This is a genomic window from Pseudomonas sp. N040, from assembly GCF_015637705.1.
Taxonomy (GTDB): domain Bacteria; phylum Pseudomonadota; class Gammaproteobacteria; order Pseudomonadales; family Pseudomonadaceae; genus Aquipseudomonas.
On the sequence record NZ_JADOBE010000009.1, the window covers coordinates 1 to 24,885 of the forward strand.

Annotated in this window: 28 protein-coding genes; 2 read left to right on the forward strand and 26 right to left on the reverse strand. The window is 66.3% G+C overall.

What is annotated here, in order from left to right; translation table 11 throughout:
- Nucleotides 1–1,186: autotransporter-associated beta strand repeat-containing protein (locus tag ISX93_RS17240; protein ID WP_195779250.1), on the reverse strand; the 1,186-nt coding region annotated here is incomplete at its 3' end.
- Between the two features lie 539 nt (nucleotides 1,187–1,725).
- Here ISX93_RS17240 and ISX93_RS13440 point away from each other — a divergent pair.
- On the forward strand, nucleotides 1,726–1,947 hold the full coding sequence (locus tag ISX93_RS13440) for a VF530 family DNA-binding protein (RefSeq protein ID WP_195779251.1): 222 nt from the start codon (nucleotides 1,726–1,728) through the stop codon (nucleotides 1,945–1,947).
- 11 nt (nucleotides 1,948–1,958) lie between these two features.
- Here ISX93_RS13440 and ISX93_RS13445 read toward each other — a convergent pair whose 3' ends face one another.
- The 6 genes from ISX93_RS13445 to ISX93_RS13470 all read right to left on the reverse strand — a co-directional run bounded on the left by ISX93_RS13445 (nucleotide 1,959) and on the right by ISX93_RS13470 (nucleotide 5,669).
- Complete coding sequence (locus ISX93_RS13445) at nucleotides 1,959–2,405, reverse strand: periplasmic heavy metal sensor (RefSeq protein ID WP_195779252.1); 447 nt, start codon at nucleotides 2,403–2,405, stop codon at nucleotides 1,959–1,961.
- Nucleotides 2,402–2,707 (reverse strand): hypothetical protein, encoded by a 306-nt coding sequence (locus ISX93_RS13450; protein WP_195779253.1) that lies wholly within the window; start codon nucleotides 2,705–2,707, stop codon nucleotides 2,402–2,404. Before ISX93_RS13450 ends, ISX93_RS13445 begins: the two co-directional genes overlap by 4 nt.
- Nucleotides 2,707–3,243, reverse strand: coding sequence for a sigma-70 family RNA polymerase sigma factor (locus ISX93_RS13455; RefSeq protein ID WP_195779254.1), 537 nt, complete (start codon nucleotides 3,241–3,243; stop codon nucleotides 2,707–2,709). Before ISX93_RS13455 ends, ISX93_RS13450 begins: the two co-directional genes overlap by 1 nt.
- Nucleotides 3,244–3,287: 44 nt before the next feature.
- Nucleotides 3,288–3,659 (reverse strand): EF-hand domain-containing protein, encoded by a 372-nt coding sequence (locus ISX93_RS13460; protein ID WP_195779255.1) that lies wholly within the window; start codon nucleotides 3,657–3,659, stop codon nucleotides 3,288–3,290.
- Nucleotides 3,660–3,746: 87 nt separating this feature from the next.
- Nucleotides 3,747–4,631, reverse strand: coding sequence for an alpha/beta fold hydrolase (locus ISX93_RS13465; RefSeq protein WP_195779256.1), 885 nt, complete (start codon nucleotides 4,629–4,631; stop codon nucleotides 3,747–3,749).
- Nucleotides 4,632–4,655: 24 nt separating this feature from the next.
- Nucleotides 4,656–5,669, reverse strand: a complete 1,014-nt coding sequence (locus ISX93_RS13470) for a hypothetical protein (protein ID WP_195779257.1) — start codon at nucleotides 5,667–5,669, stop codon at nucleotides 4,656–4,658.
- A 252-nt stretch (nucleotides 5,670–5,921) separates the two neighbouring features.
- Here ISX93_RS13470 and ISX93_RS13475 point away from each other — a divergent pair, with 252 nt between their 5' ends.
- Complete coding sequence (locus tag ISX93_RS13475; RefSeq protein WP_195779258.1) at nucleotides 5,922–6,674, forward strand: substrate-binding periplasmic protein; 753 nt, start codon at nucleotides 5,922–5,924, stop codon at nucleotides 6,672–6,674.
- A 36-nt stretch (nucleotides 6,675–6,710) separates the two neighbouring features.
- Here ISX93_RS13475 and ISX93_RS13480 read toward each other — a convergent pair whose 3' ends face one another.
- From ISX93_RS13480 to ISX93_RS13570, 19 genes are all read right to left on the reverse strand, one after another.
- Nucleotides 6,711–7,403, reverse strand: a complete 693-nt coding sequence (locus ISX93_RS13480) for a class I SAM-dependent methyltransferase (RefSeq protein WP_195779259.1) — start codon at nucleotides 7,401–7,403, stop codon at nucleotides 6,711–6,713.
- Between the two features lie 39 nt (nucleotides 7,404–7,442).
- On the reverse strand, nucleotides 7,443–8,396 hold the full coding sequence (locus tag ISX93_RS13485; RefSeq protein WP_195779260.1) for a cation diffusion facilitator family transporter: 954 nt from the start codon (nucleotides 8,394–8,396) through the stop codon (nucleotides 7,443–7,445).
- Between the two features lie 81 nt (nucleotides 8,397–8,477).
- A complete protein-coding gene (locus ISX93_RS13490; protein ID WP_195779261.1) occupies nucleotides 8,478–8,789 on the reverse strand; it encodes an antibiotic biosynthesis monooxygenase family protein in 312 nt (103 codons plus the stop codon).
- Between the two features lie 7 nt (nucleotides 8,790–8,796).
- Nucleotides 8,797–9,408, reverse strand: coding sequence for a GNAT family N-acetyltransferase (locus ISX93_RS13495; RefSeq protein ID WP_195779262.1), 612 nt, complete (start codon nucleotides 9,406–9,408; stop codon nucleotides 8,797–8,799).
- A gap of 59 nt (nucleotides 9,409–9,467) precedes the next feature.
- On the reverse strand, nucleotides 9,468–9,917 hold the full coding sequence (locus ISX93_RS13500; protein ID WP_195779263.1) for a hypothetical protein: 450 nt from the start codon (nucleotides 9,915–9,917) through the stop codon (nucleotides 9,468–9,470).
- Nucleotides 9,914–10,720: a class D beta-lactamase gene (blaOXA, locus tag ISX93_RS13505; protein WP_195779264.1), complete on the reverse strand. Its 807-nt coding sequence runs from the start codon at nucleotides 10,718–10,720 to the stop codon at nucleotides 9,914–9,916. Before blaOXA ends, ISX93_RS13500 begins: the two co-directional genes overlap by 4 nt.
- 76 nt (nucleotides 10,721–10,796) lie before the next feature.
- Nucleotides 10,797–12,236, reverse strand: coding sequence for a DUF1254 domain-containing protein (locus ISX93_RS13510; RefSeq protein WP_219841027.1), 1,440 nt, complete (start codon nucleotides 12,234–12,236; stop codon nucleotides 10,797–10,799).
- Between the two features lie 171 nt (nucleotides 12,237–12,407).
- The gene (locus ISX93_RS13515) at nucleotides 12,408–13,604 is read right to left on the reverse strand and encodes an NAD(P)/FAD-dependent oxidoreductase (RefSeq protein ID WP_195779265.1); all 1,197 of its coding nucleotides are present in this window, start codon (nucleotides 13,602–13,604) and stop codon (nucleotides 12,408–12,410) included.
- 86 nt (nucleotides 13,605–13,690) lie between these two features.
- Nucleotides 13,691–14,182, reverse strand: coding sequence for an HAD family hydrolase (locus ISX93_RS13520; protein WP_195779266.1), 492 nt, complete (start codon nucleotides 14,180–14,182; stop codon nucleotides 13,691–13,693).
- A gap of 53 nt (nucleotides 14,183–14,235) precedes the next feature.
- Entirely contained in the window at nucleotides 14,236–15,849 is a 1,614-nt protein-coding gene (locus ISX93_RS13525) for an FMN-binding glutamate synthase family protein (protein WP_195779267.1), read from the reverse strand.
- Nucleotides 15,850–15,932: 83 nt separating this feature from the next.
- The gene (locus tag ISX93_RS13530; RefSeq protein ID WP_195779268.1) at nucleotides 15,933–16,397 is read right to left on the reverse strand and encodes a DUF3859 domain-containing protein; all 465 of its coding nucleotides are present in this window, start codon (nucleotides 16,395–16,397) and stop codon (nucleotides 15,933–15,935) included.
- Between the two features lie 133 nt (nucleotides 16,398–16,530).
- Entirely contained in the window at nucleotides 16,531–17,493 is a 963-nt protein-coding gene (locus ISX93_RS13535) for a homocysteine S-methyltransferase family protein (RefSeq protein WP_195779269.1), read from the reverse strand.
- 34 nt (nucleotides 17,494–17,527) lie between these two features.
- Nucleotides 17,528–17,926, reverse strand: coding sequence for a GFA family protein (locus tag ISX93_RS13540; protein ID WP_195779270.1), 399 nt, complete (start codon nucleotides 17,924–17,926; stop codon nucleotides 17,528–17,530).
- A 119-nt stretch (nucleotides 17,927–18,045) separates the two neighbouring features.
- Complete coding sequence (locus tag ISX93_RS13545; protein ID WP_195779271.1) at nucleotides 18,046–18,444, reverse strand: hypothetical protein; 399 nt, start codon at nucleotides 18,442–18,444, stop codon at nucleotides 18,046–18,048.
- A gap of 132 nt (nucleotides 18,445–18,576) precedes the next feature.
- Nucleotides 18,577–19,155 carry an NnrU family protein gene (locus ISX93_RS13550; protein WP_195779272.1) on the reverse strand — a complete coding sequence of 193 codons (579 nt, stop codon included), beginning with the start codon at nucleotides 19,153–19,155 and terminating at the stop codon, nucleotides 18,577–18,579.
- Between the two features lie 394 nt (nucleotides 19,156–19,549).
- Entirely contained in the window at nucleotides 19,550–22,381 is a 2,832-nt protein-coding gene (locus tag ISX93_RS13555; RefSeq protein ID WP_195779273.1) for a valine--tRNA ligase, read from the reverse strand.
- Between the two features lie 131 nt (nucleotides 22,382–22,512).
- Nucleotides 22,513–22,872 (reverse strand): DNA polymerase III subunit chi, encoded by a 360-nt coding sequence (locus ISX93_RS13560; protein ID WP_195779274.1) that lies wholly within the window; start codon nucleotides 22,870–22,872, stop codon nucleotides 22,513–22,515.
- Between the two features lie 9 nt (nucleotides 22,873–22,881).
- Nucleotides 22,882–23,301: a DNA polymerase III subunit chi gene (locus tag ISX93_RS13565; protein WP_195779275.1), complete on the reverse strand. Its 420-nt coding sequence runs from the start codon at nucleotides 23,299–23,301 to the stop codon at nucleotides 22,882–22,884.
- A 44-nt stretch (nucleotides 23,302–23,345) separates the two neighbouring features.
- The gene (locus ISX93_RS13570; RefSeq protein WP_195779276.1) at nucleotides 23,346–24,827 is read right to left on the reverse strand and encodes a leucyl aminopeptidase; all 1,482 of its coding nucleotides are present in this window, start codon (nucleotides 24,825–24,827) and stop codon (nucleotides 23,346–23,348) included.
- Nucleotides 24,828–24,885: the final 58 nt, after the last annotated feature.

Sequence of the window (24,885 nt, forward strand, 5' to 3'; positions counted from 1 at the left end):
TCTGGTTGAGCGCGCCGCTGCCGGAGATGACGTTGGCCATTGTCAGGTTGTTGGAACGGTTGATCTGCAGGGTGCTGTTGTTGACCACGGCGCCGCTGCCGAGCTGGCCGGTGGTGCCACCGTTGCCCAGTTGCAGGGTGCCGGCGCTGATAGTGGTGACGCCGCTGCTGGTATTGTTGCCGGTCAGGGTGGTCGTTCCGGTGCCGCTTTGGTTCAGGGTTCCAGTGCCGCTGATGGTATTGCTCACGGTCAGCGCATCGGAGCGGTTGAAGCTCAGTGCCGCGTTGTTGACGACATTGCCACTGCCCAGTGTGCCGGTGGTGCCGCCGGCGCCGACGCTGAGCGTGCCGGCGCTGATGGTGGTGGTGCCGCTGTAGGTGTTGTTGCCGGTGAGGGTGGCGGTGCCGGCGCCGAGCTTGGTCAGCGCACCGGTGCCGGAAATAGCGTTGGCGACGGTGACGGCGTTGCTGCGATTGATCTGCAGGGTGCTGTTGTTGATCACATCGCCGCTGCCCAGGCTGCCGGTGGTGCCGCCGGCGCCGATGCTGAGGGTGCCGGCGCTGATGGTGGTGGTACCGCTGTAGGTGTTGGCCCCGGTGAGGGAGGCGGTTCCGGCGCCCAGCTTGGTCAGCGTGCCGGTGCCGGAAATGGCGTTGGCGACGGTGACGGCGTTGCTGCGGTTGATCTGCAGGGCGGCATTATTGACCACGGCGCCGCTGCCCAACTGGCCGGTGGTGCCGCCGGCACCGATGCTGAGGGTGCCGGCGCTGATGGTAGTGGTGCCGCTGTAGGTGTTGGCGCCGCTGAGCGAGGTGGTGCCGCTGCTGGCCTGGGTCAGGCCGCCAGTGCCGATGATACGTGGAGCAATGGCCAGGTCATTTGCGCCGCTGGTGCTGAACAGGGCGCCTGCATTCAGGCTGATTGCGCCGTTGCCGACTGCCAGCAGCGAGCCTCCGCTCATGTTGAAGGCCGTCTGTACGGTGTAGGTGATGTTGTTGTTGATGGTCAGGGATCCGGCCGACATGTCGACCGTGCCGATGGTGGCATTGGCGCTAAGCACCGGCTGGTTACCGCCGGTGGTGTTGAAGATGGCGGTGGCGCCGGCGCCGGGAACCACGGCAGGTGTCCAGTTGCTGGCGGTATTGTAGGCGGTTGTGCCGCCGGTCAGCCAGGTTTGCGACCACACGCTGGTGGGAATGCAGGCACTGATGAGTGCGATTGCAGTACAGGCCTGGAAATGGCGCGAAAGTACAGATTGGTTTGCTAGTGGGCCTGTTTTTTTCATTATGTCCTGGCTCTGGGTTGCAGCTTGTTTTTGTGAATCTTATCGCAAAAAATGTGCCGGCTGCTAAGCGGCTGCGGCTCTTGTTTGTGATATGGAATGCCACTTGCGGTCTACGTTTACTGGGTGATTGAGCCGGCTTGCGGATCCCTCGGGCGACAAGCCGGATGCTGGTCAGTGTTCCCTGCGTTGCAGATCCGGATGCTCTGCGACAAGCAGCCTGAACACTGCGGGTAGGCTGTGTGCAGCGGCTTGGCGAGGCTGTTACCCAAGGGAGTGGTCTGGCGCAGAGTCCGGGTTTCAGCCGCGCGCAGTTCCGTAAGGTGCGCTGCCAAGCCGAAAAGTGCGACCGGGGCAGATAGCCCGCTGGTCGGTCGTGCCGGCATGCTTTAAGCTGCCGCGCCTTGTCTTCAAGCTGTCCCTGCCCAAGGAGTTGCCCGCCGGTGAACGCCAAAGATCCGCTGCACGGGATTACCCTGGAAGCCCTGCTCACCGAGCTGGTGGCCCGGCATGGCTGGGACGGCCTGGCCCGGCAGGTGGATGTGCGCTGCTTCAAGAACGACCCGAGCATCAAGTCGAGCCTGTCGTTCCTGCGCAAGACGCCCTGGGCCCGGCAGAAGGTCGAGGCGCTGTTCGTCGAGTTGCGCCGCAGCCAGGCCAGGTAGTTCGCGCCAGCTCAGCGTCCAGCGCCGTGCGGCCCGGCCCTGAGCAGCTCGACGCGCTGTTCTGCCGGCAATAGCCCGGCGATCTCCAGCAGCATCCGCTGATTGAGTTCCTGCATCTGTGCCTGTAGCTCGCGTTGTCGGGCAAAGGCAGCCTGCAGTTCGCTGCGCGGCAGCTCGGCTTGTCCCATCAGTTGCTCGATGAGCTGGCGCTGCTCGCGCCCCTGGTCGGCCAGCGCGCGCATTTGCGGCGCGTGCTCGCGCATTTTTTCGCGGATCTGCTGACGCTGCTGCTCCGGCAATTGCTGCATGCGCGCCAGCATGTGCTGCAACCGCGGGCCCTCGGCGCCGGGGTGCATGGGCGCGAAGTGCGCCGGTTTGCCGAGCAGCCAGCCACCCAGGAAGGCATTGCCGGCCAGCGACAGCAGCAGGGCGCCGCCCAGTAGCCAGGATTTGTTCATGGTTCCTCCGTGCCCAGCGCGCTGTCGAGCATCTGCGCACTGAGCAGCAATTCGGTGGTGTCGCTGCTGTCCTGCCATTGCCCGGCAAACACGCCGAGCGCGGCGCACAGCGCCAGGCTGGCCAGTTTGTACGGCCAGGCGTAACCCAGTTCCTCCAGCAGCCGTTGCCAGCGCGGCAACCAGCCCTGCTGCTGCGGCTGGGCGAGCGCCTGGCGAATGATCTGCGCAGCCAGGTCGGGCCGTGGCACGGGACGCGGGCTGCCCTGCAGGAGCGGCTCGCGAGGGGTGTGCAAGTGCTTCATCATGCCTCCTCGCGGTGCTGGCCGAGCCAGCCGCGCAGTTGCTTGCGCGCGCGTACCAGCAGGCCTTCCAGGGCTTTGACATGCAGCCCCATCAGCGCCGCCGCCTGCGGATTGCTGTGTTCTTCGAAGTAGCAGAGCACCACCGCCATGCGCTGCTGCTCGGGCAGGCGCTGCACGGCCCGGTCGATGGCCGCGGCCTGCCTGGTCAGGCTGTGGGCGGTGGAAAGATCGGCGGCCGGATCGGGCAGTTCAGCCAGCAGACTGTCGGCATCGCCAACCTGCCGCCGGGCCGTCTGCCGGCGGGCGTGATCCAGGCTGGCGTTCACCAGGATGCGCCCCAGCCAGGCGGCAAAACTGCCGCGCCGGGGTTGCCAGGCGCGGGCCTGGGTCCAGACCCGGGTGAAGGCTTCCTGGGCGACATCTTCGGCATCGGCGCGCTGGCCGACTACCCGGTGGGCAATGGCGTAGGCGCGCGGCAGGTGACGCTCAACCAGCAGGGCAAAGGCCTGCTGGTCGCCCTCTTGCACGCGCGTCATCAAGGCCTCGTCAGTCGGACTGCCGGACATTGCTTACGCAGGCGTCACGGCGTCCCGGTGGCGCCTGGTTGCTGGCCTTTGCGCTGCATCCACTGGTCGCGCATCTGCTGGCGCTCCTGCTGGCTGATCTGCCCGTCACCGTTGCTGTCCATCTTGGCGAAGCGCTTCTCGCAGTTGGCCATGAACTCCTGCTTGGAGATGTTGCCATCGCCATTGGTGTCCATCTGCTTGATGTGCTCCTGCATGTTCTGCTGCATCTGCCCGTGCATCGGCATTTGTCCACCCATCGGCATCTGCCCGTTCATCGGCATCTGGTCCTGCATTGGCATCTGCGCAGTGCCCGTATCGGCAGCCAGGGCAAGGCCGCTGGCGCCAAGCAGAACGGTACAGGCAAGCAGCTTGGTGAAGTTTTTCATGGGGATTCCTCGAGTGTGAAAGCGGGATGCTCAAAGCCTATACGCAGGAGCTGTGCATTCCCCTGCGTTTGATTGGTATAGACCAGTTCAGTCCCGGTTGGCAGCACCGCCGTCGCCGGTACCCGTGACGGGATGCTGGCTGAACCAGTCGAGCGCGAGCGCCGCCAGCCGTTCCGGCTGCTCCCTGGGAATCCAGTGGCCGCAGCCCTCGATGCGCTGGTAGGCCCAGGCGGCGTCCATCTGTGTCGCCGAATCGCGCATCTGCGCTTCGGTGAGGAACTTGTCACCGCTGCTCCAGATGCCCAGTGCCGGGCGGCTGCAGCGCGGCCAGTGGCCGAGTACCACGTCCAGCAGGTTGGCCCGGTACCAGTTGAGCCCGGCAGTGAGCCGGCCAGGCCGCGCCATCCGTTCGACTATTCGTGCGCGGTCCGGCTCGTTGCCCAGCCAGCGCGCCAGGCCACCCCCGCGCAGCAGGTACCACTCGGCCAGGCCGCGCAGCTGGAACCACAGGGTGTACAGGCCCTTGACCAGCTTCTGTTGCAGCCCGGCCCGCCCATAGCAGCGCGGGTGCCCCACCGAGACCGCCACCAGCGCCTGCACCTGTTGCGGGTGATACAGGGCAAAGGCCCAGGCAATCGCCGCGCCCCAGTCATGCCCGATGACGTTCACCGGCTGGTTGACACCGAGCGCCGCCAGCAGCGCCGGTATGTCATCGACAATCTGGCGGATGCGGTATTGCGCGGTTGCCGCCGGCATGCTGGTTTCCCCGCAGCCGCGCTGGTCGAAGGCGATTACCCGGTAGCCGGCGTGCAGCAGCGGCGGGATCACTGCCGACCAGATGTGCAGGTCGTCCGGGAAGCCATGCAGCAACAGCAGCGGCGAACCGCTGCCCTGATCGAACACGCGGAAGTCGAGCCCGCGGGCCTGTACCCGGCGCAAGCTGGCAGCGTTCAGGGGTGCCTGGGTGTCCATGCAACTCCTTGGTGAGGTGTCGGGTTAGCGCAGGGCCTGCATCCGCTGCAACAGGTCGCCGTTGGCTTTCTGCAGGATGCCGCCGGCGCCGCTACTGTAGCGCGCCGGATCGGCCTTGACCGAGAAATCGCGGCTCTGGTTGGTGCCGGCGCCGAGCAGCACGCCTGCCACGTTGCTGGCGGTTTCCAGCACTTTCATGGTTTCCGAGGTGGTCATCTCGATCTCGCCAAAGGCATCCGGCGAAGTGATCGCCTGGCCCAGCTTGAGTGATCCGTTGGCGTTGCTGAAGGTGCCGGCGGCGCCGCCGATCAGGTTGATGCCGCTGCCCGGAATGACCGACAGGGCCTGGCCGACTTCCAGCGCGGAAGTACTGGCAAAGCTGCCACCGGAGCCGTTCTTCGAGGCGAAGTCGAGGGTGTAGGACACCGACAGCACTGGCAGCTTGGCCTGCTCGGCAAAGGTCGAGGCCGCGGTGGTCGGGTTGTCGAAGCCGAAGCCGCCGCTCGGCCCGGTATCGCCGAGGAAGAAGTACAGCTTGCCGATGTCTTTCGGCGCGACATAGGTGACGTCGTTGTTGCTGCCGAAGAACGAGGATTCCTCGGTCAGTGGCGAGGCCTCGTGAGTGGCCTTGGCGAACTCGGTGCTGCCGGTCAGCTGTGCCCGGTCCACCACCTCGTAGCCGTCGGCCTTGAGCTTGGCGAGCAGGTCGCTGTAGGCCTTGTCGGTGATCTCCTGCATCACCGCGGGGGTCAGGCCCTGCAATTCGAGCACTGCGTTGGAGCGGCCACCCATGCCGGTACCGGCCTTTTCCTGTTCTTCCTTGGCGGTGATGAAACCAACCTTGAAGGCGCCGATGACGACTTTGTGTACCCCGGAGAAGGCCTTGTCGCCCTCGGTGGTGATGTCGTCATGGGTGATCATGCCAAACGGGCCGGAGGTTTGCGCCGGTGGTTTGACGACGCCCTGGGTGGCATTCACGCCGCAGGCGGAGATCGATACGAGAATCGCAGCTGCAGATAAGGTCTTGAATATACTCATGATATAGCCTCGGTTGATTGACCTTTGCGAGTATAGACGGGCTCTCCGGCAGTTCCATAAAATTGCGCCGGCAGCGCAGTCGATCAGTCTGGATTGCTTCTGGACGGTATTTTGACGCGCCCGCGGCGGGGCGGCAGGCGCTCGGGGCAGGGTTTGCGCCGGCGGCTGATCCTGCATCGCTTTGACCGGTGTCAGGGCAGCATCACGGCTGCGTCTGCTTTACTGCAACGCCTGTCCCCGGGGAGTCTGCCGATGCGAAATATTCCTGCCGTAGTGCTGCTCTGGCTGATGCTGCTGGCCATGCCGCTGCACGCCAGTGCGAGCTTTCGGGTGGTCACCGAGGAGTGGGCGCCTTTCAACTATCAGCACGACGGTCAACCTGCGGGCTTTGCCGTGGAACTGCTGCAGGCTGCCCTGACGCTGCTCGGCGAGCAGCCGCGCATCGAATTCATGCCCTGGAACAGGGCTTACCTGACCGCGCAGAAGCAGCCGGACGTGCTGATCTTCAGCCTGGCGCGCACCACCGAACGCGAGCCGCAGTTCCAGTGGGTGGCGCCGATCCTTGGCCGTGAAGTCCTGCTCTACCGGCTGGCCCGGCGCCCCGACATCCAGCCGCGCACCCTCGAGGAGGCCAAGCGCTACAAGGTGGGCAGCAATACCCTGGAGGATGCCTCGACCCAGGATCTGCTCGGGCAGGGTTTCGTGCTTGGCAAGAACCTCGAGCTGGTCACCGGCCGCGATGTGCAGAACATCCAGAAGCTGATGCTCGGGCGGATCGACCTGATCCCGATGACCCAGTTGCAGCTGGCTGCCGCTGTCAGGGAAGCCGGTTTTGCGGTCAGCGATTTTGTCCCGACCGTCGCCCTCGGCGCCGCGGGCGAGGAGTACTACTTCGCCTTCAGCGCGGGTACCGCAGAGGCCCGGGTCGCGACCCTGCGCCAGGCGTTTGCGCAGCTGCGCGCCGATGGCACCTACGCCGCCCTGCTGCAGAAATACACGCACTGAGCGTCAGCGGCTGCAGCGCCGGGCGCTCCGCGCCGCTCAGGCGCGGACCGCGAGGATAATCAGCGAAGCCGGTTTCCCGGTGCGTGGGTCAAGTGGTTCGCGCAGCTCGCAGAGGCGCAATCCGGCGCTGGCGAACAGCCTTGTCCAGCTTTCCAGGGTGCGGAAATACCAGGGCGGCGGGCTGCGGAAGTGGCTGCTGAAGCCTTGCCAGGAGCCTTCGCGCCAGCCATCCGCGTAGGGCAGTTCGCCACACGCCTGCAGCGGGTGCAGGGTTTGCACGATGCAGCAGCCGGCCGGCGTCAGCAGCCCGCGGGCGGCGTGCACGACCTGTTCGGCAGACGCTTTGCCGAGCAGGGAGAAATTGCACACCACGCAGTCCACCGCGTCGGGGAACTGGCCGGCGGCCAACTCTGCGTAAGTCATCACCCGGAAGTCGCCGCCACCGGCCTGCCTGGCCGCCTGCACCAGTTCGGCGACCGCATCGATCCCGCTCACCCGGATGCCCCGGGCCGCCAGTTCCCGCGCCAGCCAACCCTCGCCGCAACCGATGTCCAGCACGGATGCCGGTGCCCGGCCCCGCACGGCGTCGATGATGGCCGCATCGGTCACCAACTGGCGGCTGGCGATCTGCCCGGTCCGCACGGCACTGACCCAGGGCTGGGCATTGGCGTGCCAGGACTCGACGATGCCGGCCTCGCGGGTTTGATCCTGGTTCGGCGGTTTTGCCATGTTGCCGTGCTCCTCGGCGCAGGGTGGGCCGTTGTGCGCTCAGACGCTGCCGGCCGGGGCCTGCCGGCAGGGGAAGGCGCTGTCCCCGCGCTCGAACTGCAGGGTGGTGTGCTGGATGTCGAACTGCGTGTGCAGTTCCTGGTTGATCCGCGCCAGCAGGGCATCGTCCAGCGCGGCATCCGGCTTGATCAGGTGCGCGGTCAGTGCCACCTCGGTAGTGCTCATGGCCCAGATGTGCAGGTCATGCACTTCGGCCACGCCGGGCAGGCTCTCCAGGTAGGCCTGCACCTTGGCCGGCTGGATATGCCCGGGCACCGCGTCCAGCGCCAGGTTGAGCGATTCGCGCAGCAGGCCCCAGGTGCTGATCGCGATCACCAGCGAGATGGCCATGCTGGCTGCCGGATCCAGCCACAGCCAGCCAGTGGCGAGCATGGCGATCGCCGCCAGCACCACGCCCAGCGAGATGGCGGCATCGGCGGCCATGTGCAGGTAGGCGCTACGGATGTTCACATCACCGTCCTTGCCGGACATGAACAGCCAGGCGGTGTAGCCGTTGATGGCAATGCCGATGGCCGCCACCACGATCACCGTGCCACCGGCAATCGGCTGCGGGTCGTTGAACCGCAGCAGCGCTTCCCAGGCGATCGCGGCCACGGCCAGCAGCAGGAGCAGCGCGTTGAACAGCGCAGCCAGCACCGAGGAGCGGCGCAGGCCATAGGTATGCCGCTGGGTCGGCGCTTTCTGCACCAGCACGCTGGCGCCCCAGGCCAGCAGCAGGCCGAGCACGTCGCTAAGGTTGTGCCCGGCGTCCGCCAGCAGGGCCAGCGAGTTGGCCAGCAGGCCGAACAGGGCCTCGATCAGCACGAAGCCGACATTCAGCGCAACGCCGATGGCAAAGGCCCGGTTGAAGTTCGCCGGGGCATGGCTGTGGCTGTGGTTGTGTCCGTGGGCATGTGCATGCCCGGCATGGCTGTGGCTGGATTCGTCGGTCATCTGGCGTTCTCGTCAGGGCTGCGGGTTGGCAAGCGGTCGAACGTGGGCAGGCGACAGCGGGCGCCTGCAAGCGTTGGGTCTTCAGCCGGGCAGCGGCGAATCCGGGTGCACCCGGGCAAAGTGCTCAACCGTGGGAAACGGCTCATAGAAATGATGCAGCAGTTGACGCCACTCCTGATACTGCGGCGACTGGCGAAAGCCGATGGTGTGATCCTCCAGCCGCTGCCAGTTGACCAGCAGCAGGTACTTGTCCGGGGCTTCCAGGCAGCGCTGCAACTGGTGCGCGAGGTAGCCGGGCATGCCGGCAATGATCGCCTGCGCCTGGGCAAAGGCCCGCTCGAACTGCACGGTCTGGCCGGGTTTTATCTGCAGCATGGCAACTTCGAGAATCATGTTCTGCTCACGGTGAAGGAGGGAGTGTGCGGCTGCCGGCATCCAGCCGGGCGGCCAGACGGGCCCTGGCGGCTGGCCACTCGGCCGCCAGCAGGCTGAAGATTACCGAATCACGCCGGCGCCCGTCGCGCATCAGCATATGGCTGCGCAGGATGCCTTCCTGCTGTGCGCCGAGCCGGGCAATCGCCGCGCGGGAGCTGTGGTTGAGGAAGTCGGTCAGCCATTCCACCCGGTTGCACTGCCAGTGCTCGAAGGCATGCTGCAGCATCAGGTACTTGGCGGCCGTGTTGACGTGGCTGCGCTGCCAGGTGCGGGCGATGAAGGTGAAGCCGATCTCCAGCCGCCGGTGCGCCGCCTCGATGTTGCGGAAACGGGTGCTGCCGACCACCTGGCCGGAGGCGCTGTCGAGGGTGGCGAAGGCCAGCTCGTGACCGCCGCGGAACTGGGCCTCGGCCTGCTCGAGGAACGCGGGCAGGTCATCCGGGTGCGGCACGCTGGTTACCGGCAGTTGCCACAGCTGGCCGTCGCGGATGGCCGCCGCCAGGCCGGGAAGGTGGCTGGCAGCCAGCGGCTCGAGGCGGACGCCGGCGCCGTGCAGGGTGATTTTTTCGATATTCATGGGCGTGGGCCGGCTCGCTTCAGGTTCGGGTGGTGCTGCTCGTGTGGCTGGCGGAGCGGCTAGCGCGGCTGCCCCGGGTGCTTCACAAAGCCGGCCAGCAGCAGGCTCCAGGCCAGCAGCAGCGCAGTGCCGGACAGCACATGGGCCAGCGTCACCAGCAGTTCCTGCCAGGCGCTGGCGCCGCTGGCTCCGGCCTGCTGGGCCGCCAGCGGGAGGATTTCACGGGTGCCCCACCAGGCGTTGGCGACCTCGGAAAAGCCCATCAGCCAGGTCAGCCAGGCGGCCAGCCACATGACAAAGGCGGCGCGGGCGGACACGGCGTGGGGCAGGGAGATCAGCAGCACCGCCATGAGGATGAACAGCATGCCGTTGATGGCGAACTGGATGTGCGCGCCCAGCGCCAGGCGCGGAAACGGCGTGTGCGGTACGGCCAGGCCCCAGAGCAGCCCGAACAGGACCAGTGCCAGGCCGTGGATGAGGATTTGCCGGCCCCTGCCTTGTGCATTCATGGTTGTTCCCCTGTGAGATCCTTGCCTGCATTAAAGACGCCCTTGGCCTGCAATGCCGCGCGGGTCAGCGCCAGGCGCAAGGGCAGCTGCCGCGCGTCGTGGATATCCAGGTTGCTGGCGAAGAACCAGACATCCTCCGCGGTTTCCACGTAGCCCACGTACCAGCCGACCTGCGGCGGGCTGTCGCCGGCCAGGCCGGTCTTGGCGAACAGCCGGTAGGCACCGGTCTGCTCGCTCAGCATGATCTGCTGCAGGCTGTCGTAGGCCGCCGGGCGGAAGGGCAGCCGGCGCTGGTAGACCTGCTTGAGGAAGGCCACCTGTTCCAGCGCGCTGATCTGCAGCGCGCCGTCCAGCCAGAAGCGGGTCAGCGTGAAGGGTTCGTGCAGCACGCCGTAGCCGATGCGCCGCAGCCAGTCGCGATAGGCCGCCTGGCCGATCTTGCCGGCCAGCTGCTGGTAGCACCAGACGCAGGACACGCGGAAGGCTGTCTCCAGGGTCTGGTCCTGATTCCAGTTGGCGATGCCGTAGTGCGTGCCATCCCAGTGGAAGGGCGAGTCCTTGCCAGCCACCACACCCAGTTGCAGTGCGATCAGGGTATTGGGGATCTTGAAGGTCGAGGCCGCGCTGAAGCGCCGGGCGGCGCGCGCATCATCGTGGATGAAGGTCTGCCCGCCCTTTAGCGAACTCAGCACCAGGGTGCCCTGCACGCCGCTGTCGGCCAGCAGCCGCGCGATCTGTGCATCTTCCGCCAGCAGCGCAGGGCACAGCAGCAGGCAGAACACGAAAGTGACGAGGCGCGGCATCGGCAGGCTGTCCTGGAAGGGTGGCTGTCGGCGGCGCCGGCCTGGGGCCGTTGCCGCCGGCAGGCGTCGGGTGGGGTTACAGCGCCTGCATGATGGCCGGTGGCTGCCAGCTGCCGGCGCCGGGCGGCAGGATCGACGGCGCGCTGGTCTTCGGCCAGTACAGGCGCATCACCAGGTAGATCGGCCCGTCCGGTGCCGGCAGCCAGTTGGCTTCCTTGTCCTTGCCGGGCGAATCCTTCTGGATATAGATCGTCAGCGAACCATCGGTATTGCGCTGCATGGCGTCCAGCATTGGCGAGTTGATCAGGTAGCGGTTCAGCGGGTTCTCGATCAGCAGCTGGGTCTTGCCGTCGTACAGGGTCACCGACCAGAAGGCGTGCACTGGCGGCAGCTGGCCGGCCGCGAAGGTCAGCGTGTAGTTGTGCCGGCTGCCGTCCAGCGGCTGGCCGCTGGCGTCGTTGCGGCTGGCCGGATACATGGCTTCGACCGCATCGTTGCCGTAGATGCCGGCCTTGGCGGCCGCCGCGCGCTTCAGCCAGTTGCCCTGGAAGAAGTCACGGTCACCGAACAGCGAGCCGACTTTCCAGCCATTGATCTCCTTGAGGCCACTGGCCAGAAAGGTATCGACCTGCTCGTTGCCAGCCCTCATCCCCAGCAGCAAGGCGCCCTTGTGCAGCGGCGAGAGGTCCTTGAAGGAGAAGCGCTTGTCCGGGCCGATGCCGATGCTCGCCAGCCGGCTGCGCAGCGCCTGGTTGTCCGGCGTCGCGGGGATGAAGTGCAGGGCGGCGTCGAGGTACTCGAAGAAATTGTCCTTGATCCCGGCGGTGCTGGCCGGCAGGAAGTCGATCGCCGGCGCGGCGGCCGGGGCAGGTTGGCCGAGGTACGCGGACAGTGGCCGGGCCTGGTAACCCGCCTGCACCCGCTGCACGTTGGGCATGTCGGCGGGGTCGAACAGCTGGGTGCGGAAGATGCTCAGCGAAAACGGGGTGGTCGAGGTAAAGACCTGGCGGATTCCCGCCGGTTTCTCCCCCGCCCAGCCGGGCCCGGCGACCAGATAGTCACCGGCTTCGATACCCGTCGCGCGGCTGCCGATATAGCCGTAGTTGTAGGTGTTGCCGTCGACCAGCTGCACCGAGTAGTAGCGATCCTGGTCCACCGCCGGCACCGAGATCACCATCGGCTCGGCGCGCAGGTCGAGCCAGAGCATCGAGTAGGGCGTGTCGCTGTTGGGGGTGACGATCGCCGTGTCCTTGTAGGTGAACACGCGGGAATCGTTGTAGAGGCTGTTGAACGGTGCCTTGTACTGCCCGGAGTCCTTGTTCACCGAGAACTGCTGCATCACCGCGTAGTTCATCACGATCGGCAGGCCGTAGACGAAGCCTTCCTCGGCAATCGCCCGGGTTTCCATGAGGCCGGGGGCGGGGCTGTCGCCGGTCTTGCTGCAGCCGCTCAGCAGCAGGCTGGTGAGGGCGGCCGCCAGGAGGCCGGTCAGGCGGAGGGTTTTTCCCATTTTCATTATTCTCTCACTGCAAGCGACAGGCTGGATGGTTATGGATCAGGCCCGCTGCAGACCGAATTTTCTGCGCGCGCGGGCAACATCCTCGCAGCTTGCGCAGGGCGGGTGCAACCCGCGGGGACGTGGACAAGGTGCCGGCCGTTGGGTGGGGGAAGGCGGGTTTCACCCGCCCTACACCACCTGCCCGGCCGCATGCCCGGACGACCAGGCCCACTGGAAGTTGAAGCCGCCCAGATGGCCGGTGACGTCCAGCACTTCGCCGATGAAGTACAGGCCGGGCTGCAGCTTGCTTTCCATGGTCTTCGATGACACCTCGTCGGTGTTCACCCCGCCCAGGGTGACCTCGGCGGTGCGATAGCCCTCGGTGCTCGACGGGCGCAGCTCCCAGCCGCTCAGGTGCCCGGCGATCTGTGCCAGCACGGCGTCGGGGATTTCCGCCATCGGCGTTTCCGCATGGGCGGGCCAGAACAGCGCCTGCAGTTCCTCGACCAGGCTGCGCGCCAGCCGCTCGCCCAGCAGGCTGCGCAGCAGCGAACGCGGCTGGCTTTTCTTGCGTTCCAGCAGCCAGGCCGGCAGGTCCTCGCCGGGAAACAGGTTGACCTGCAGCGACTCGCCCGGCAGCCAGTAATTGGACAGTTGCAGCGCCGCCGGGCCGGACAGGCCGCGGTGGGTAAACAGGATGTTCTCGGTAAAGCTCGCCCGCGGGTTTTCCAGCACGACTTCGCTGGCCAGCCCGGACAGGCGCTCGGAAATCGCCTTGAAGCCGTCGCTGAACATGAACGGCACCAGCCCGGCACGGGTCGGCAACAGGCTGTGGCCGAACTGGCGGGCGAGGTCGTAGCCGAAGCCGCTGGCACCCATGGTCGGGATCGACAGGCCGCCGGTGGCCACCACCAGCGATTCGGCGCGAAACTGGCCGAGGCTGGTATGCACGGCAAATCGCTGCGGCTGGTCGACCAGCGCCTCGACGCTGACAATCTCGCAGCTGCTGCGGATCTCCACGCCGGCGTCGGCGCATTCGCTCAGCAGCAGGTTGAGGATGTCTTTCGCCGAGTCGTTGCAGAACAGCTGGCCGTGCTTGCGCTCGTGCCAGGCAATCGCGTGCTTGTCGACCAGGGCGAGGAAGTCCCACTGGGTGTAGCGCTTCAGCGCGGAAATGCAGAAGTGCGGATTCGCCGAAAGGAAGTTGTCGCGGGTCACCGCCAGGTTCATGAAATTGCAGCGTCCGCCGCCGGACATGAGGATCTTCTTGCCGACCCGGTTGCTGCGATCCAGCACCAGCACGCGGCGGCCGCGCTGGCCGGCCTGCATGGCGCACATCAGGCCGGAGGCGCCGCCGCCGATGATGATGACGTCGAATGGGCTCACGCGGGAAAGTTCCTGGGGCGGTGGGAAGGCTGCGGATTTTGCCACAGGGCGCGCCGTCTGGCGCGGTTGCGCTGCTGGGGCAGCGCTCAGCCGGCATCGCGCAGCAGCGGGATGAAGTCCTCCAGCCGCCTGATCGCCTGCGTGCCGGGCGGTACCGCGGCGGCCTGCGGGTTGAACCACACCGCGAAGACGCCGTGGCTGGCCGGGCCGAGCACGTCCTGCTCCAGCGAGTCGCCGAGCATGGCGATCTCGCTGGTGCTGCAGCCGAGGGTGCGGGTGACCACTTCCCAGAACGCGCGCTCACTCTTCTGCGCGCCGATCTCGCTGAAGCAGAAGACCTGGCTGATGTACTGCAGCAGGTCGCCGCGGGCCAGGGCCTGCTCGATTTCGCCGCGCCGCGACAGGCTGGCGTTGCTGGCAATGCACAGCGGGTACTCGGCAGCGAGTGCGGCGAGCAGTTCGCGGGCACCGTCGATGACCCGGACCTGCGGCCACTGGCACATCGGCAGGTCCTGCGGCCCGGCCTCCGACATCAGGGTGCTGCCCCAGTCGAGACACACGAAGCGGATCTTGCGCATCTGCTACCTCCGTTGCGCAGCCCTGTGCCGGGCGGTGGAACCTGCCCGCGCGCTCATGCCGGATTGGCCGCAAAGCTGTCGCTGCGCGCCATGCGCCACATGTTGCGGTAGAACGGGTAGGGGATGTCCTCCTGCAGCAGTTCGCCCGGCTTGAGGAACACATGCACCTGCGAGAACAGGCGTACCTCGGTGTCGCTGATGCGCCGCACCAGGTGTTGCGGCTCCAGCTGTTCGGGGTGCTCCAGGCCGGCGGCGGCGAGCATCTCGCCAAGGGTCCGCAGGGTGTTGCGCTGGTAGTTGCAGACCCGCGTGGCCTTGTCCTCCACCACCAGAGCGCGCTGGCGCAGCGGATCCTGGGTGGCCACGCCGGTCGGGCACTTGTTGGTGTGGCAGCTCTGGCTCTGGATGCAGCCGATGGCGAACATGAAGCCGCGTGCCGAGTTGCTCCAGTCGGCGCCGATGGCCAGCACGCTGAGGATGTCGAAGGCACTGATGATCTTGCCGCTGGCGCCGAGCTTGACCTTGTCCCGCAGGTTCAGCCCGACCAGGGTGTTATGGGCGAACAGCAGGCCCTCGCGCAGCGGTGCGCCGATGTGGTCGGTGAACTCCAGGGGCGCGGCGCCGGTGCCGCCTTCCTTGCCGTCGATCACGATGAAGTCGGGCAGGATGCCGCTCTCCAGCATGGCCTTGGCGATGGCCATGAATTCCCACGGGTGGCCGATGCACAGCTTGAAGCCGACCGGCTTGCCGCCGGACAGTTCGCGCAGGCGGGCAATGAAGCGGAGCAACTCCAGGGGCGTCGAGAAGGCGCTGTGTGCGGCCGGCGAGACGCAGTCCTGGCCCATGGGCACGCCCCGGGTCGCGGCGATCTCGGCACTCACCTTGTGCTTGGGCAGGATGCCGCCATGCCCCGGCTTGGCCCCCTGGCTGAGCTTGACTTCGATCATCTTCACTTGCGGCAGGACGGCCTGGCTGGCAAACCGTTGCGCGTCGAAATGGCCAGTCTCGTTGCGGCAACCGAAGTAGCCGCTGCCGATTTCCCAGACCAGGTCGCCGCCATGCTCGAGGTGGTAGGGGCTGATACTGCCTTCGCCGGTGTCGTGGTAGAAGCCGCCCAGGCTGGCGCCCTTGTTCAGGGCGCGGATGGCATTGGCACTGAGTGCGCCGAAACTCATCGCCGAAATGTTGAAGATCGACGCCGAATAGGGCTGGCTGCATTGCGGTCCGCCGATCTGCACGCGGAAGCTGGCCGGGTCGCTGTGCGCGGCAGGCCGTATCGAATGGCCGATGAACTCGAAGCCTTCCTGGTAGACGTCGATCAGGGTGCCGAAGGGCTTGTCCGCGTTGACGTTCTTGGCGCGGCTGTAGACCAGCGAGCGCTGGGCGCGGGAGAAGGGCAGCGCCTCGCGGTCGCCCTCGATCAGGTACTGGCGGATCTCCGGGCGGATGCTTTCGAGCAGATAGCGGCTATGCCCGAGAATCGGGTAATTGCGGCGCAAGGATTGCTGCGTCTGCAGCATGTCGAAGACGCCCAGCAGGCTCAGCGCGCCGCCGAGCAGGGCCAGCGGCCACACATCCGGATACTGGGGCAGCAGGGCCAGGCTGAGCAGCGTGACCAGCACGCAGGTAGCGAAGCAGGCGTAACGACTGAGCAGTGACAGGTTCATGTGCGCTCCGGAGCAGTGGGCAGCGTTCGAGCCTAACTGCTGCCATCCCGCACGGCCAGCCCTGCCGTGCGTGCCGGGGCCGGTCAGCGCACCTCGAAGCTTTGCCGGGCCAGCAGGCGGTCACCCTGGAACACCATGAACTCCCAGGTCCCGGCGACCACCTCGTATGGCTCGCTGAACTCGAAGGCCATCACATCCTGGCTCGCGTTGGCGGCCAGTGGCTGCTCCAGTACGATCTTGTCATGCCGCAGGCCATCCGGCGTGGTTATTCCCGGCGTCAGGTACAGCAGGGTCAGCGGCGCCTCGCCGGGCTGCTTGCCCTTCAGGCTGTAACGCAAGCCGAAGCGGCTGCCCAGCCGCGCCGGGATCAGCGTGGTCTGCTCGATGGCCTGGGTGTTCTGCGTCAGCAGCCGCTCGCCCGCGGCGTACTCCGCAACCGGGCTCTGGAACAGGCCGTACTCGACCGGTCCGGCGATATGCACCTCGGCCAGGGCGGTTAGCGGTGACAGGCACAGGGCCATGAGGATGGCGTTGACGGATCTGGACATGCGGCGACTCCCGGCTGGATTTTTGCCAGCATATGGCGGCAAGGTGACAGCTGGATGACAGTCCTGATGCCGTTCCCGTGGCGCATCAGTCACCCCCTCTCCCGCTTGCGGGAGAGGGCCGGGGCGAGGGGTTTCAATCCGCCCGGCGGAACAGCGGCAGGCAGGCCCGGGCAATCTGTTCGACATGCCGGTGGTCGGTGCCGCAACAGCCGCCGAAGACGTTGAGGTGGCGGAGTTTCTCCTGCTTCAGCGCGGCATAGTCGCGGCCGAGTTCCTCCGGATCGCCGGCGTCGAGCTCGGGGGCCTCGTTGAGTTCGGCATGACTCATCCGTGAAGCATTGGCGCGCAGCCCGCGCAGGCGGCTGGTCCAGGGCTCATCGCCGGCGAGGCTGGTGCTGAAGTGCGCCGGATGGGCGCAGTTGATCATGTAGTACGCCGGGCCAGTCGCGGTGGCGGCATCCACCTGCAGGATCGCCTCGCCCAGCGGCTGGCCGGTCGGCAGCCGGCCATCGGTTTCCAGGGTAAAGGAGATGACCACCGGCAGCCCGGCCTGTTGCGCCGCGCGGGCCAGGCCGATGGCTTCCTCGGCATAGTTCATGGTGATCGCACCGATCAGGTCGGCGGCGCTGTCGGCGAAGCTCGCGACCTGCGCGGCGTGGTAGTCCTCGGCCTGCGCGGCGGACATCCGCTCCCCGGGCACATAGCCATCGCCGCGCGGGCCGATACAGCCGCTGATGACGATGGGCGTGGCGACGGTCTCGAACTCCGCGCGGATGGCCTCGAGCAGGGCGACACTCCGGCGATTGGCCTCGGCGAGCGCGGCGGCATCGTAGCCAAGCAACCTGGCCCAGTCGGCACTGGCGCGCCAGGTCGGTGTCTCGAGCACCAGCCCGGCGCCGTGCCGGCGGGCCAGTTGCGCATAGGGACGGAAGTAGTTGCGCAGCGCCGCCTCACCCTGCGCCGTGCGCAGCAGATCGAAGGCGGCGAAGTGCGGTAGCTCCAGGCCGTCGTGGAAGATCAGGCTGGTCTCGATGCCGCCATCGGCCAGGAAGCAGCCACCACCCAACTGCGGCAACGCGTGCCGGTACTTTGCCATCTCAAGCCTCCCCGCGCGGCACAGCCGGCCACGCTTACAGGTGTGCGTAGAACTCGGGCGGCGCCAGGCGGTCATGCAGGCCGTCGACACAGGTGATCGGCAGCTCCGCCAGGGCCTGCTCGCTCAGGCCCTCCAGGCAGCCGATGTTCACCCCGTACAGCTTGCCCATCGGCGTGTCGTTGCCGACCCCGAACGGGCGGACGCCGCAGTGCTTGCAAAAGTAATGAACGTTCTGCCGGGTGTTGAACCGGTACTCGCTGAGCTGATCCTCGCCGGAACGCAGGCGAAAGCCCTCGGCACCGGCAATCGCCGGCCAGAAGCGGGTGCGCCGGCAGATCGAGCAGTTGCAGCGGTAGGTGGCCTGCTCCAGGTCGAGATCCGCCTCGAAGGTCACCGCACCGCAGTGGCAGCTGCCGCTATAGGTTTTCAGCATGGCCAGTCGCCCTCCGCACATGCCCGCGCTGTCTGGAAGCATAGCCGTTGCCGGTTCAACTGGCGCTGGCGGGCGCCGGGCGGAGTTGTCGCCAGGGCCGGCGCGCCTGCTGCGAAGGGTTATCTGCCGCCGCTCGACTCGGCCGAGCCAAGCAGCCGCACGATGCCCTGGCCAAGCAATCCCCCGACAAGTCCAGCCAGGGCGCCCATGACGCCCAGCGCGATGACCACGAAAGGAAACAGGTTTGCAGTTTCCGGCGGCACGAAGAAATGGATGGTTGCGTCCAGGAGGGCACCGGCGGCCAATGCCGAACCCACAATCAGGGCAATCAGGGTCGCGCGGAGTCGAGCAACTGCGCCAAAGAGGATTGCGGTGACTAGCGAAACGCCTGTTATGGCAATTGTCCCCGGGACCGCATCGTTAACTGGCACGGTTTGCCTGTTCCAGTACAGGCCTGCGAGTACAGCAACAATCATTACAACTGTGCCGCCGACGATCACTACCGATTTCTTGTCCATAGAACCCCCGTTCAGGCATTAACTAATGGGGTCGGAGTCATTTAGTTGCGCCCTTTTTAGACACATAGCCATTGCCGGTTCCGCGGGTGCTGGCGGGTGCGGGTCGGGGAATCGTGCCCCCCCGCCCCGCAGCTACCCCAGCGGCGACACACCGATCAGCCACAGGTGCAGCACGCGGGCAAACACTACCCAGAGGATGATGCCGGCCACCAGGTTGATGACGGTGGCGCTCCATTTCGGCTGCGGATACACCACCTGGTTGAGGCGGTCGCGCCGGTAGCAGCTGGCCAGGTCGAACGCCGCCCACAGGCCGAAGCTGGCGAACAGCAGCAGGTCGGCCGGGCTGCTGTTGACCAGCAGGTGCGCCAGGGCAAACAGCAGCACACCCCAGAGCATCGGATGGCGAACCAGCAGGCGAATATGGCTGTGCTTGATCGCGTAGGCGCTCAGCAGCAGCATGCTTGCCAGCATCAGCAGGGCGGTTGCGCCGCGCCCCCAGGCCGGCAGGTTCCACAGCGGCTGGGCGTCGAGACGTGCCTGCGCGTAGCCCCACACGATCAGGGCAAAACCCAGCAGTGCAACGGCGCTGTAGAAGCCGCGCCAGGGCAGGGCGCCCCAGGCGGCAATGCGTTCACTGCGCCAGCCGTCGGCCAGCATGCGCACCGAGTGCATGCCGAGAAAAAGCAGCAGGCCGATTACCAGATAAGTCATGTCGGGCTCTCCTTGTACATGCGCGTTGCGCGGGTAGTTGGGGTTCTTTCTAGCACAGGCCTGGCCGCCCTGGTTTCAGGGCAGTGATTTTTTGCCGGGATGACAAAGGATCTGGACCCGGCACCTGCTGGTTTGTGGCGGCGTTCTGCCAAGCCGCTGGAGCGAACGCAGCTTGAGCGCTTGGCGCCTGGGGGGCGGATGTCCGGTGCGTTTCTTTCTGCTTGCCGCACTGCAAGAAAAAGTAGCCCGCCCGGAGTACAGCCGCAGGCTGGCCCTAAAGGCAGGCGCGGCGCGCATACCCGTAGTCCTGTGCCGCGCAAAGTGCTGCGCTGGGGTGCGCAGTCGGGGCCAGCAAATACAGCACCGGATTGCACCATCCGGTGCTTCATGCACCTCACAGGTTGGCGATCTTCTCGCGCTGCTCGACCAGCTTGGCCAGCGCCTGTTCGGCCTCGGCCAGCTTGGCGCGTTCCTTGTCGAGTACCTCGGCTGGCGCCTTGGCGACGAAGCCTGCGTTGGCCAGCTTGCCGCCGACACGCTGCACTTCACCGGAGAGGCGCTGGATCTCCTTGTCCAGGCGCGCCAGTTCGGCGTCCTTGTCGATCAGCCCGGCCATCGGCACCAGCACTTCCATCTCGCCGACCAGGGTGGTCGCGGACATCGGTGCCTCTTCGCCGGCGGCCAGTACGCGGACCGACTCCAGTTTGGCCAGCTTGTTCAGCAGCGGTGCGAAGTCGTGCAGGCGGCGCAGGTCGGAGGCCGAGGCGTTGGCGACGATGATGTCGATGCGCCTGGCCATGGAGATTTTCATCTCACCACGGATCTGGCGGACGCCGAGCATCAGCTGCTTGACCCACTCGATGTCGCCTTCGGCGGCGTCGTCGATGCGGGCATCAACGGCCACCGGCCAGGCCTGCAACATGATGGTGGCGCCGTCCTTGCCGGCCTGCGCCTTGATGCGCTGCCAGATTTCTTCGGTGATGAAGGGCATGAACGGGTGGGCCAGGCGCAGGATGACTTCCAGCACGCGGATCAGCGTGCGGCGGGTGCCGCGCTGGCGCTCGGCCGGTGCGTTCTCGTCCCACAGCACCGGCTTGACCAGCTCCAGGTACCAGGCGCAGTACTCGTCCCAGATAAACTCGTAGAGCGCCTGCGCGGCCAGGTCGAAGCGGAAGGCGTCGAGGTGGCGGGTCACGTCCTGCTCGCAGCGCTGCAGGGCGGAGATGATCCAGCGGTCGACCGGCGACAGGTCGACGGCTTCGCCATTGATGCCGGTGTCCTGGTTATCGGTGTTCTCGATAACGAAGTTGGCGGCGTTCCACAGCTTGTTGCAGAAGTTGCGGTAGCCCTCGACGCGGCCCATGTCGAACTTGATGTCGCGGCCGGTGGAGGCCAGCGCCAGGTTGGTGAAGCGCAGGGCGTCGGTGCCGTAGGCGGCGATGCCTTCCGGGAATTCGGCGCGGGTCTGCTTGGCGATCTTCTCGGCCAGCTTGGGCTGCATCATGCCGCTGGTGCGCTTGGCCACCAGGGCTTCGAGGTCGATGCCGTCGACGATGTCCAGCGGGTCGAGCACGTTGCCCTTGGACTTGGACATCTTCTGCCCCTGGCCGTCGCGCACCAGGCCATGCACGTACACGGTCTTGAACGGGATCTGCCCGGTCAGGTGGGTGGACAGCATGATCATCCGGGCGACCCAGAAGAAGATGATGTCGAAGCCGGTGACCAGTACGTCGGTCGGGTGGAATGTCTTGAGGAAGTCGGTCTGCTGTGGCCAGCCGAGGGTGGAGAAGGTCCACAGGCCGGAGCTGAACCAGGTGTCCAGCACGTCTTCGTCCTGGCGCAGGGCGATGTCACCCAGATTGTGCTTGGCGCGGACTTCCGCCTCGTCGCGGCCGACATAGACGTTGCCGGCCTCGTCGTACCAGGCCGGTATGCGGTGACCCCACCACAGCTGACGGCTGATGCACCAGTCCTGGATGTCGCGCATCCAGCTGAAGTACATGTTTTCGTACTGCTTGGGCACGAACTGGATCTCGCCGCTCTCGACCACGGCGATGGCCTTCTCGGCCAGCGGCTTGGTGGCGACGTACCACTGGTCGGTCAGCCAGGGCTCGATGATGGTGCCGGAGCGGTCGCCCTTCGGCACTTTCAGGGCATGGGCGTCGATGCTTTCGAGGAGGCCGGCGGTTTCAAACGCAGTGACTATCTGCTTGCGCGCCTCGAAGCGGTCCAGGCCGGCGAACTGCGCCGGCAGGCTGCCGTCGATCTCTGCGTTGACGCTGCCGTCGAAATTGAACACCTGGGCGCGCGCCAGCACGGCGGCGTCCTGGTCGAAGATGTTGAGCAGCGGCAGGTTGTGGCGCTTGCCGACTTCGTAGTCGTTGAAGTCGTGGGCCGGGGTGATCTTCACGCAGCCGGTGCCGAACTCGGGGTCGCAGTAGTCGTCGGCGATGATCGGGATGCGCCGGCCAACCAGTGGCAGCTCGACGTAGGTGCCGATCAGCGCCTTGTAGCGCTCGTCTTCCGGGTGCACGGCCACGGCGGCGTCGCCGAGCATGGTTTCCGGGCGAGTGGTGGCGACTATCAGGTAGTCCTTGCCGTCGGCGGTCTTATTGCCGTCGGCCAGCGGGTAGCGCAGGTTCCACAGGCTGCCTTTCTCGTCGTGGTTTTCCACTTCGAGGTCGGAGATGGCGGTGTGGAACTTGGTGTCCCAGTTGACCAGGCGCTTGCCGCGGTAGATCAGGCCATCCTGGTGCAGGCGCACGAAGGCCTCTTTAACGGCTTCCGAGAGGCCCTCGTCCATGGTGAAACGCTCGCGCGACCAGTCCACCGAGCTGCCCAGGCGACGGATCTGCCGGGTGATGGTGCCGCCGGACTGCTCCTTCCATTCCCAGACCTTCTCCAGGAACTTCTCGCGGCCCAGATCATGACGGCCGATGCCCTCGGCGGCCAGCTGGCGCTCGACCACCATCTGGGTGGCGATGCCGGCGTGGTCGGTGCCCGGCTGCCACAGGGTGTTGCGGCCCTGCATGCGGCGGAAGCGGATCAGGCAGTCCATGATCGAGTTGTTGAAACCATGGCCCATGTGCAGGCTGCCGGTGACGTTCGGCGGCGGGATCATGATGGTGTAGGGCTCGCCGGAACCTTGCGGGGCGAAGTAGTGGTTCTGCTCCCAGGTCTGGTACCAGGAAGTTTCGATGGCGTGGGGTTGGTAGGTCTTGTCCATGGGTGGCGGGACCGTTCTGGCGGCTGATCGGGAAAGCCGGCGAGTATAACGGTTTAAGGCCTCGGGCCGTAAGCTTCAGGCTGCAGGCAGGTGCGGCTGGCCGCGCTGGAACCGGCGGAAACTGCCGGTTTTCAGGGCTTGTGCTGCTTGATCAGGAGATCCAGCCGGCCCTGCAGGCGGCGCTGGAGCTCGGCTTCGATCTGCGGCACGAAATCATCGATGACCTCCTGCAGCAGCAGTTCGGCCGCGGTCCGCAGCGCGCTGTCCAGCGGATTGATCGCCAGGGATTGCGGCCCGGCAGCCGGTGCTGATGGCCGTGGCGGGGCGGCTGTTGCCGGAGTAACGATGTCGGAGAGCAGCGGAATGTCCTGCGGATTGATCGCATCGGTCAGTAGCGGCGGCTCGGGGTGCTCAGGCTCGAGCAACTGGCGGATCGATTCCAGATCGCTGAGCAGCTGGGCCGGTTTGTCTTTGGGCGGGTTGCTGTCCATGACTTGCTCTTAGAGCTCTACACGGCGCGGATCATACCCGCGCTGGCGATAACTGCGAAAATTCTCGCGCCCGGCGGCCAGTAATTCGGGCTGCTGGTCGACGATCTCGATGATGCGCTGAAATTGCGCCAGATGCCCGGACAGGTCGTGGCCCAGGTTGAGCAGCACCCCGTTGGCCTGGGCGGGCGCTTCATTCTCGCCGATCACCACCGGCGCCAGCGGATCGTCGGCATGCAGGTTGTGCGGCACGAAGGTGTCGCGGCGAAACTGCCAGAGCAGCTCGTCGAGCTCCCGGCACTGCTGCGCATCGCTGCAGCGCAGGAATACCGGCAGGCCCTGGCGCCAGGCTTTCAGGGCCAGCTGGCAGGCGGTCTGCAGGCGCGCGGCAGGCTGCTCGCCGGGAAGCACGTAAAACTCGATGCGGGTCATGGGCTCTGGTCTGTTGGCGGTTCGATTGGCCGGCGCCGGGCGCTTTATGCCCGGTCCAGCAGGTACTGGGTGAGCAGCGGTACCGGTTTGCCGGTGGCGCCCTTTTCCTTGCCGCCGCTGATCCAGGCGGTGCCGGCGATATCCAGGTGCGCCCAGGGGTACTGCTTGGCGAAGCGCGAGAGGAAGCAGCCGGCGGTAATGCTGCCGGCTTTCGGCCCGCCGATGTTGGCGATGTCGGCGAACGGGCTGTCCAGCTGCTCCTGGTATTCGTCGAACAGCGGCAGCTCCCAGGCACGGTCATCGGCGCTGCGACCGGCCTTGAGCAGTTGCTGCAGCAGTTCCTCGTTGTTGCCCATCAGGCCGGAGGCATGGCTGCCCAGGGCGACGATGCAGGCACCGGTCAGGGTCGCCACGTCGATCACCGCCTGCGGCTTGAAGCGTTCGGCGTAGGTCAGGGTGTCGCACAGCACCAGGCGGCCTTCGGCGTCGGTGTTGAGGATTTCCACGGTCTGCCCGCTCATGCTGGTGACGATGTCGCCGGGGCGGGTGGCGCCGCCGCTGGGCATGTTCTCGGCACAGGCCAGCAGGCACACCAGGTTGATCGGTAGCTGCAGCTCGAGTACGGCCTTGAGCGTGCCGAACACGCTGGCGGCGCCGCACATGTCGTATTTCATCTCGTCCATGCCCAGGCCGGGCTTGAGGCTGATGCCGCCGGTGTCGAAGGTGATGCCCTTGCCGACCAGGGCGAAGGGTTTTTCGCCTTTCTTGCCGCCGTGGTAGTCGAGCACGATCATCCGCGGCGGCTGGTCACTGCCCTGGGCCACGGCGAGGAAGGCACCGGCGCCGAGTTCCTTGAGCTTCTTCTCGTCGATAATCTCGACCTTGAGGTTCTTGTGCGCCTTGGCCAGGGCGCGGGCCTGGTCCGCCAGGTAGCTGGGGTGGCAGAGGTTCGGCGGCAGGTTGCCGAGGTCGCGGGTGAAGGCCATGCCGCTGGCAATAGCCTGGGCATGCAGGCTGCCGCGCTCGACCTCCGCCAGTTCGGCCTTGTCGGCCAGCAGGGTGATTTTCTTCAGGGCGCGCGGTTCGGCTTTCTGGCTCTTGAACTGCTCGAACTGGTAGCCGCCATCGGCCAGGGTCTCTACCAGCAGGCGCGCCTTGCCATAGGCATCGCGACCCTTGAGCTGGATATCGCCGAGCGCCAGCACGGCATCGCTGCCGCCCAGGCCCTTGAGCACGCCATGCACGGCGGCCACCAGTTTGCGGAACTGGCGGTCGGAGAGGGCTTCCTTGCCGCTGCCGACCAGCAGCACACGGGCGGCCTTGAGGTTGGGCAGGTCGTGCAGCAGCAGGGTCTGCCCGGGCTTGCCACTGATGTCGCCGCGCTTGAGCAACTGGCTGAGGGCGCCGGCAGACGCCTGGTCAACGGCCTGCGCCAGGGCGCCGAGGCTGCGGCCTTCGCCGACCGGCAACACCAGGGTGGCGGTCTTGGCGGTTTCCGGACGGATATTTTTCACGAAGAATTGCATGAGCGGTCCCCAAGACAAAGGCGGTTGATTACAGGATAATGCCGGCTGATTTCAGTGG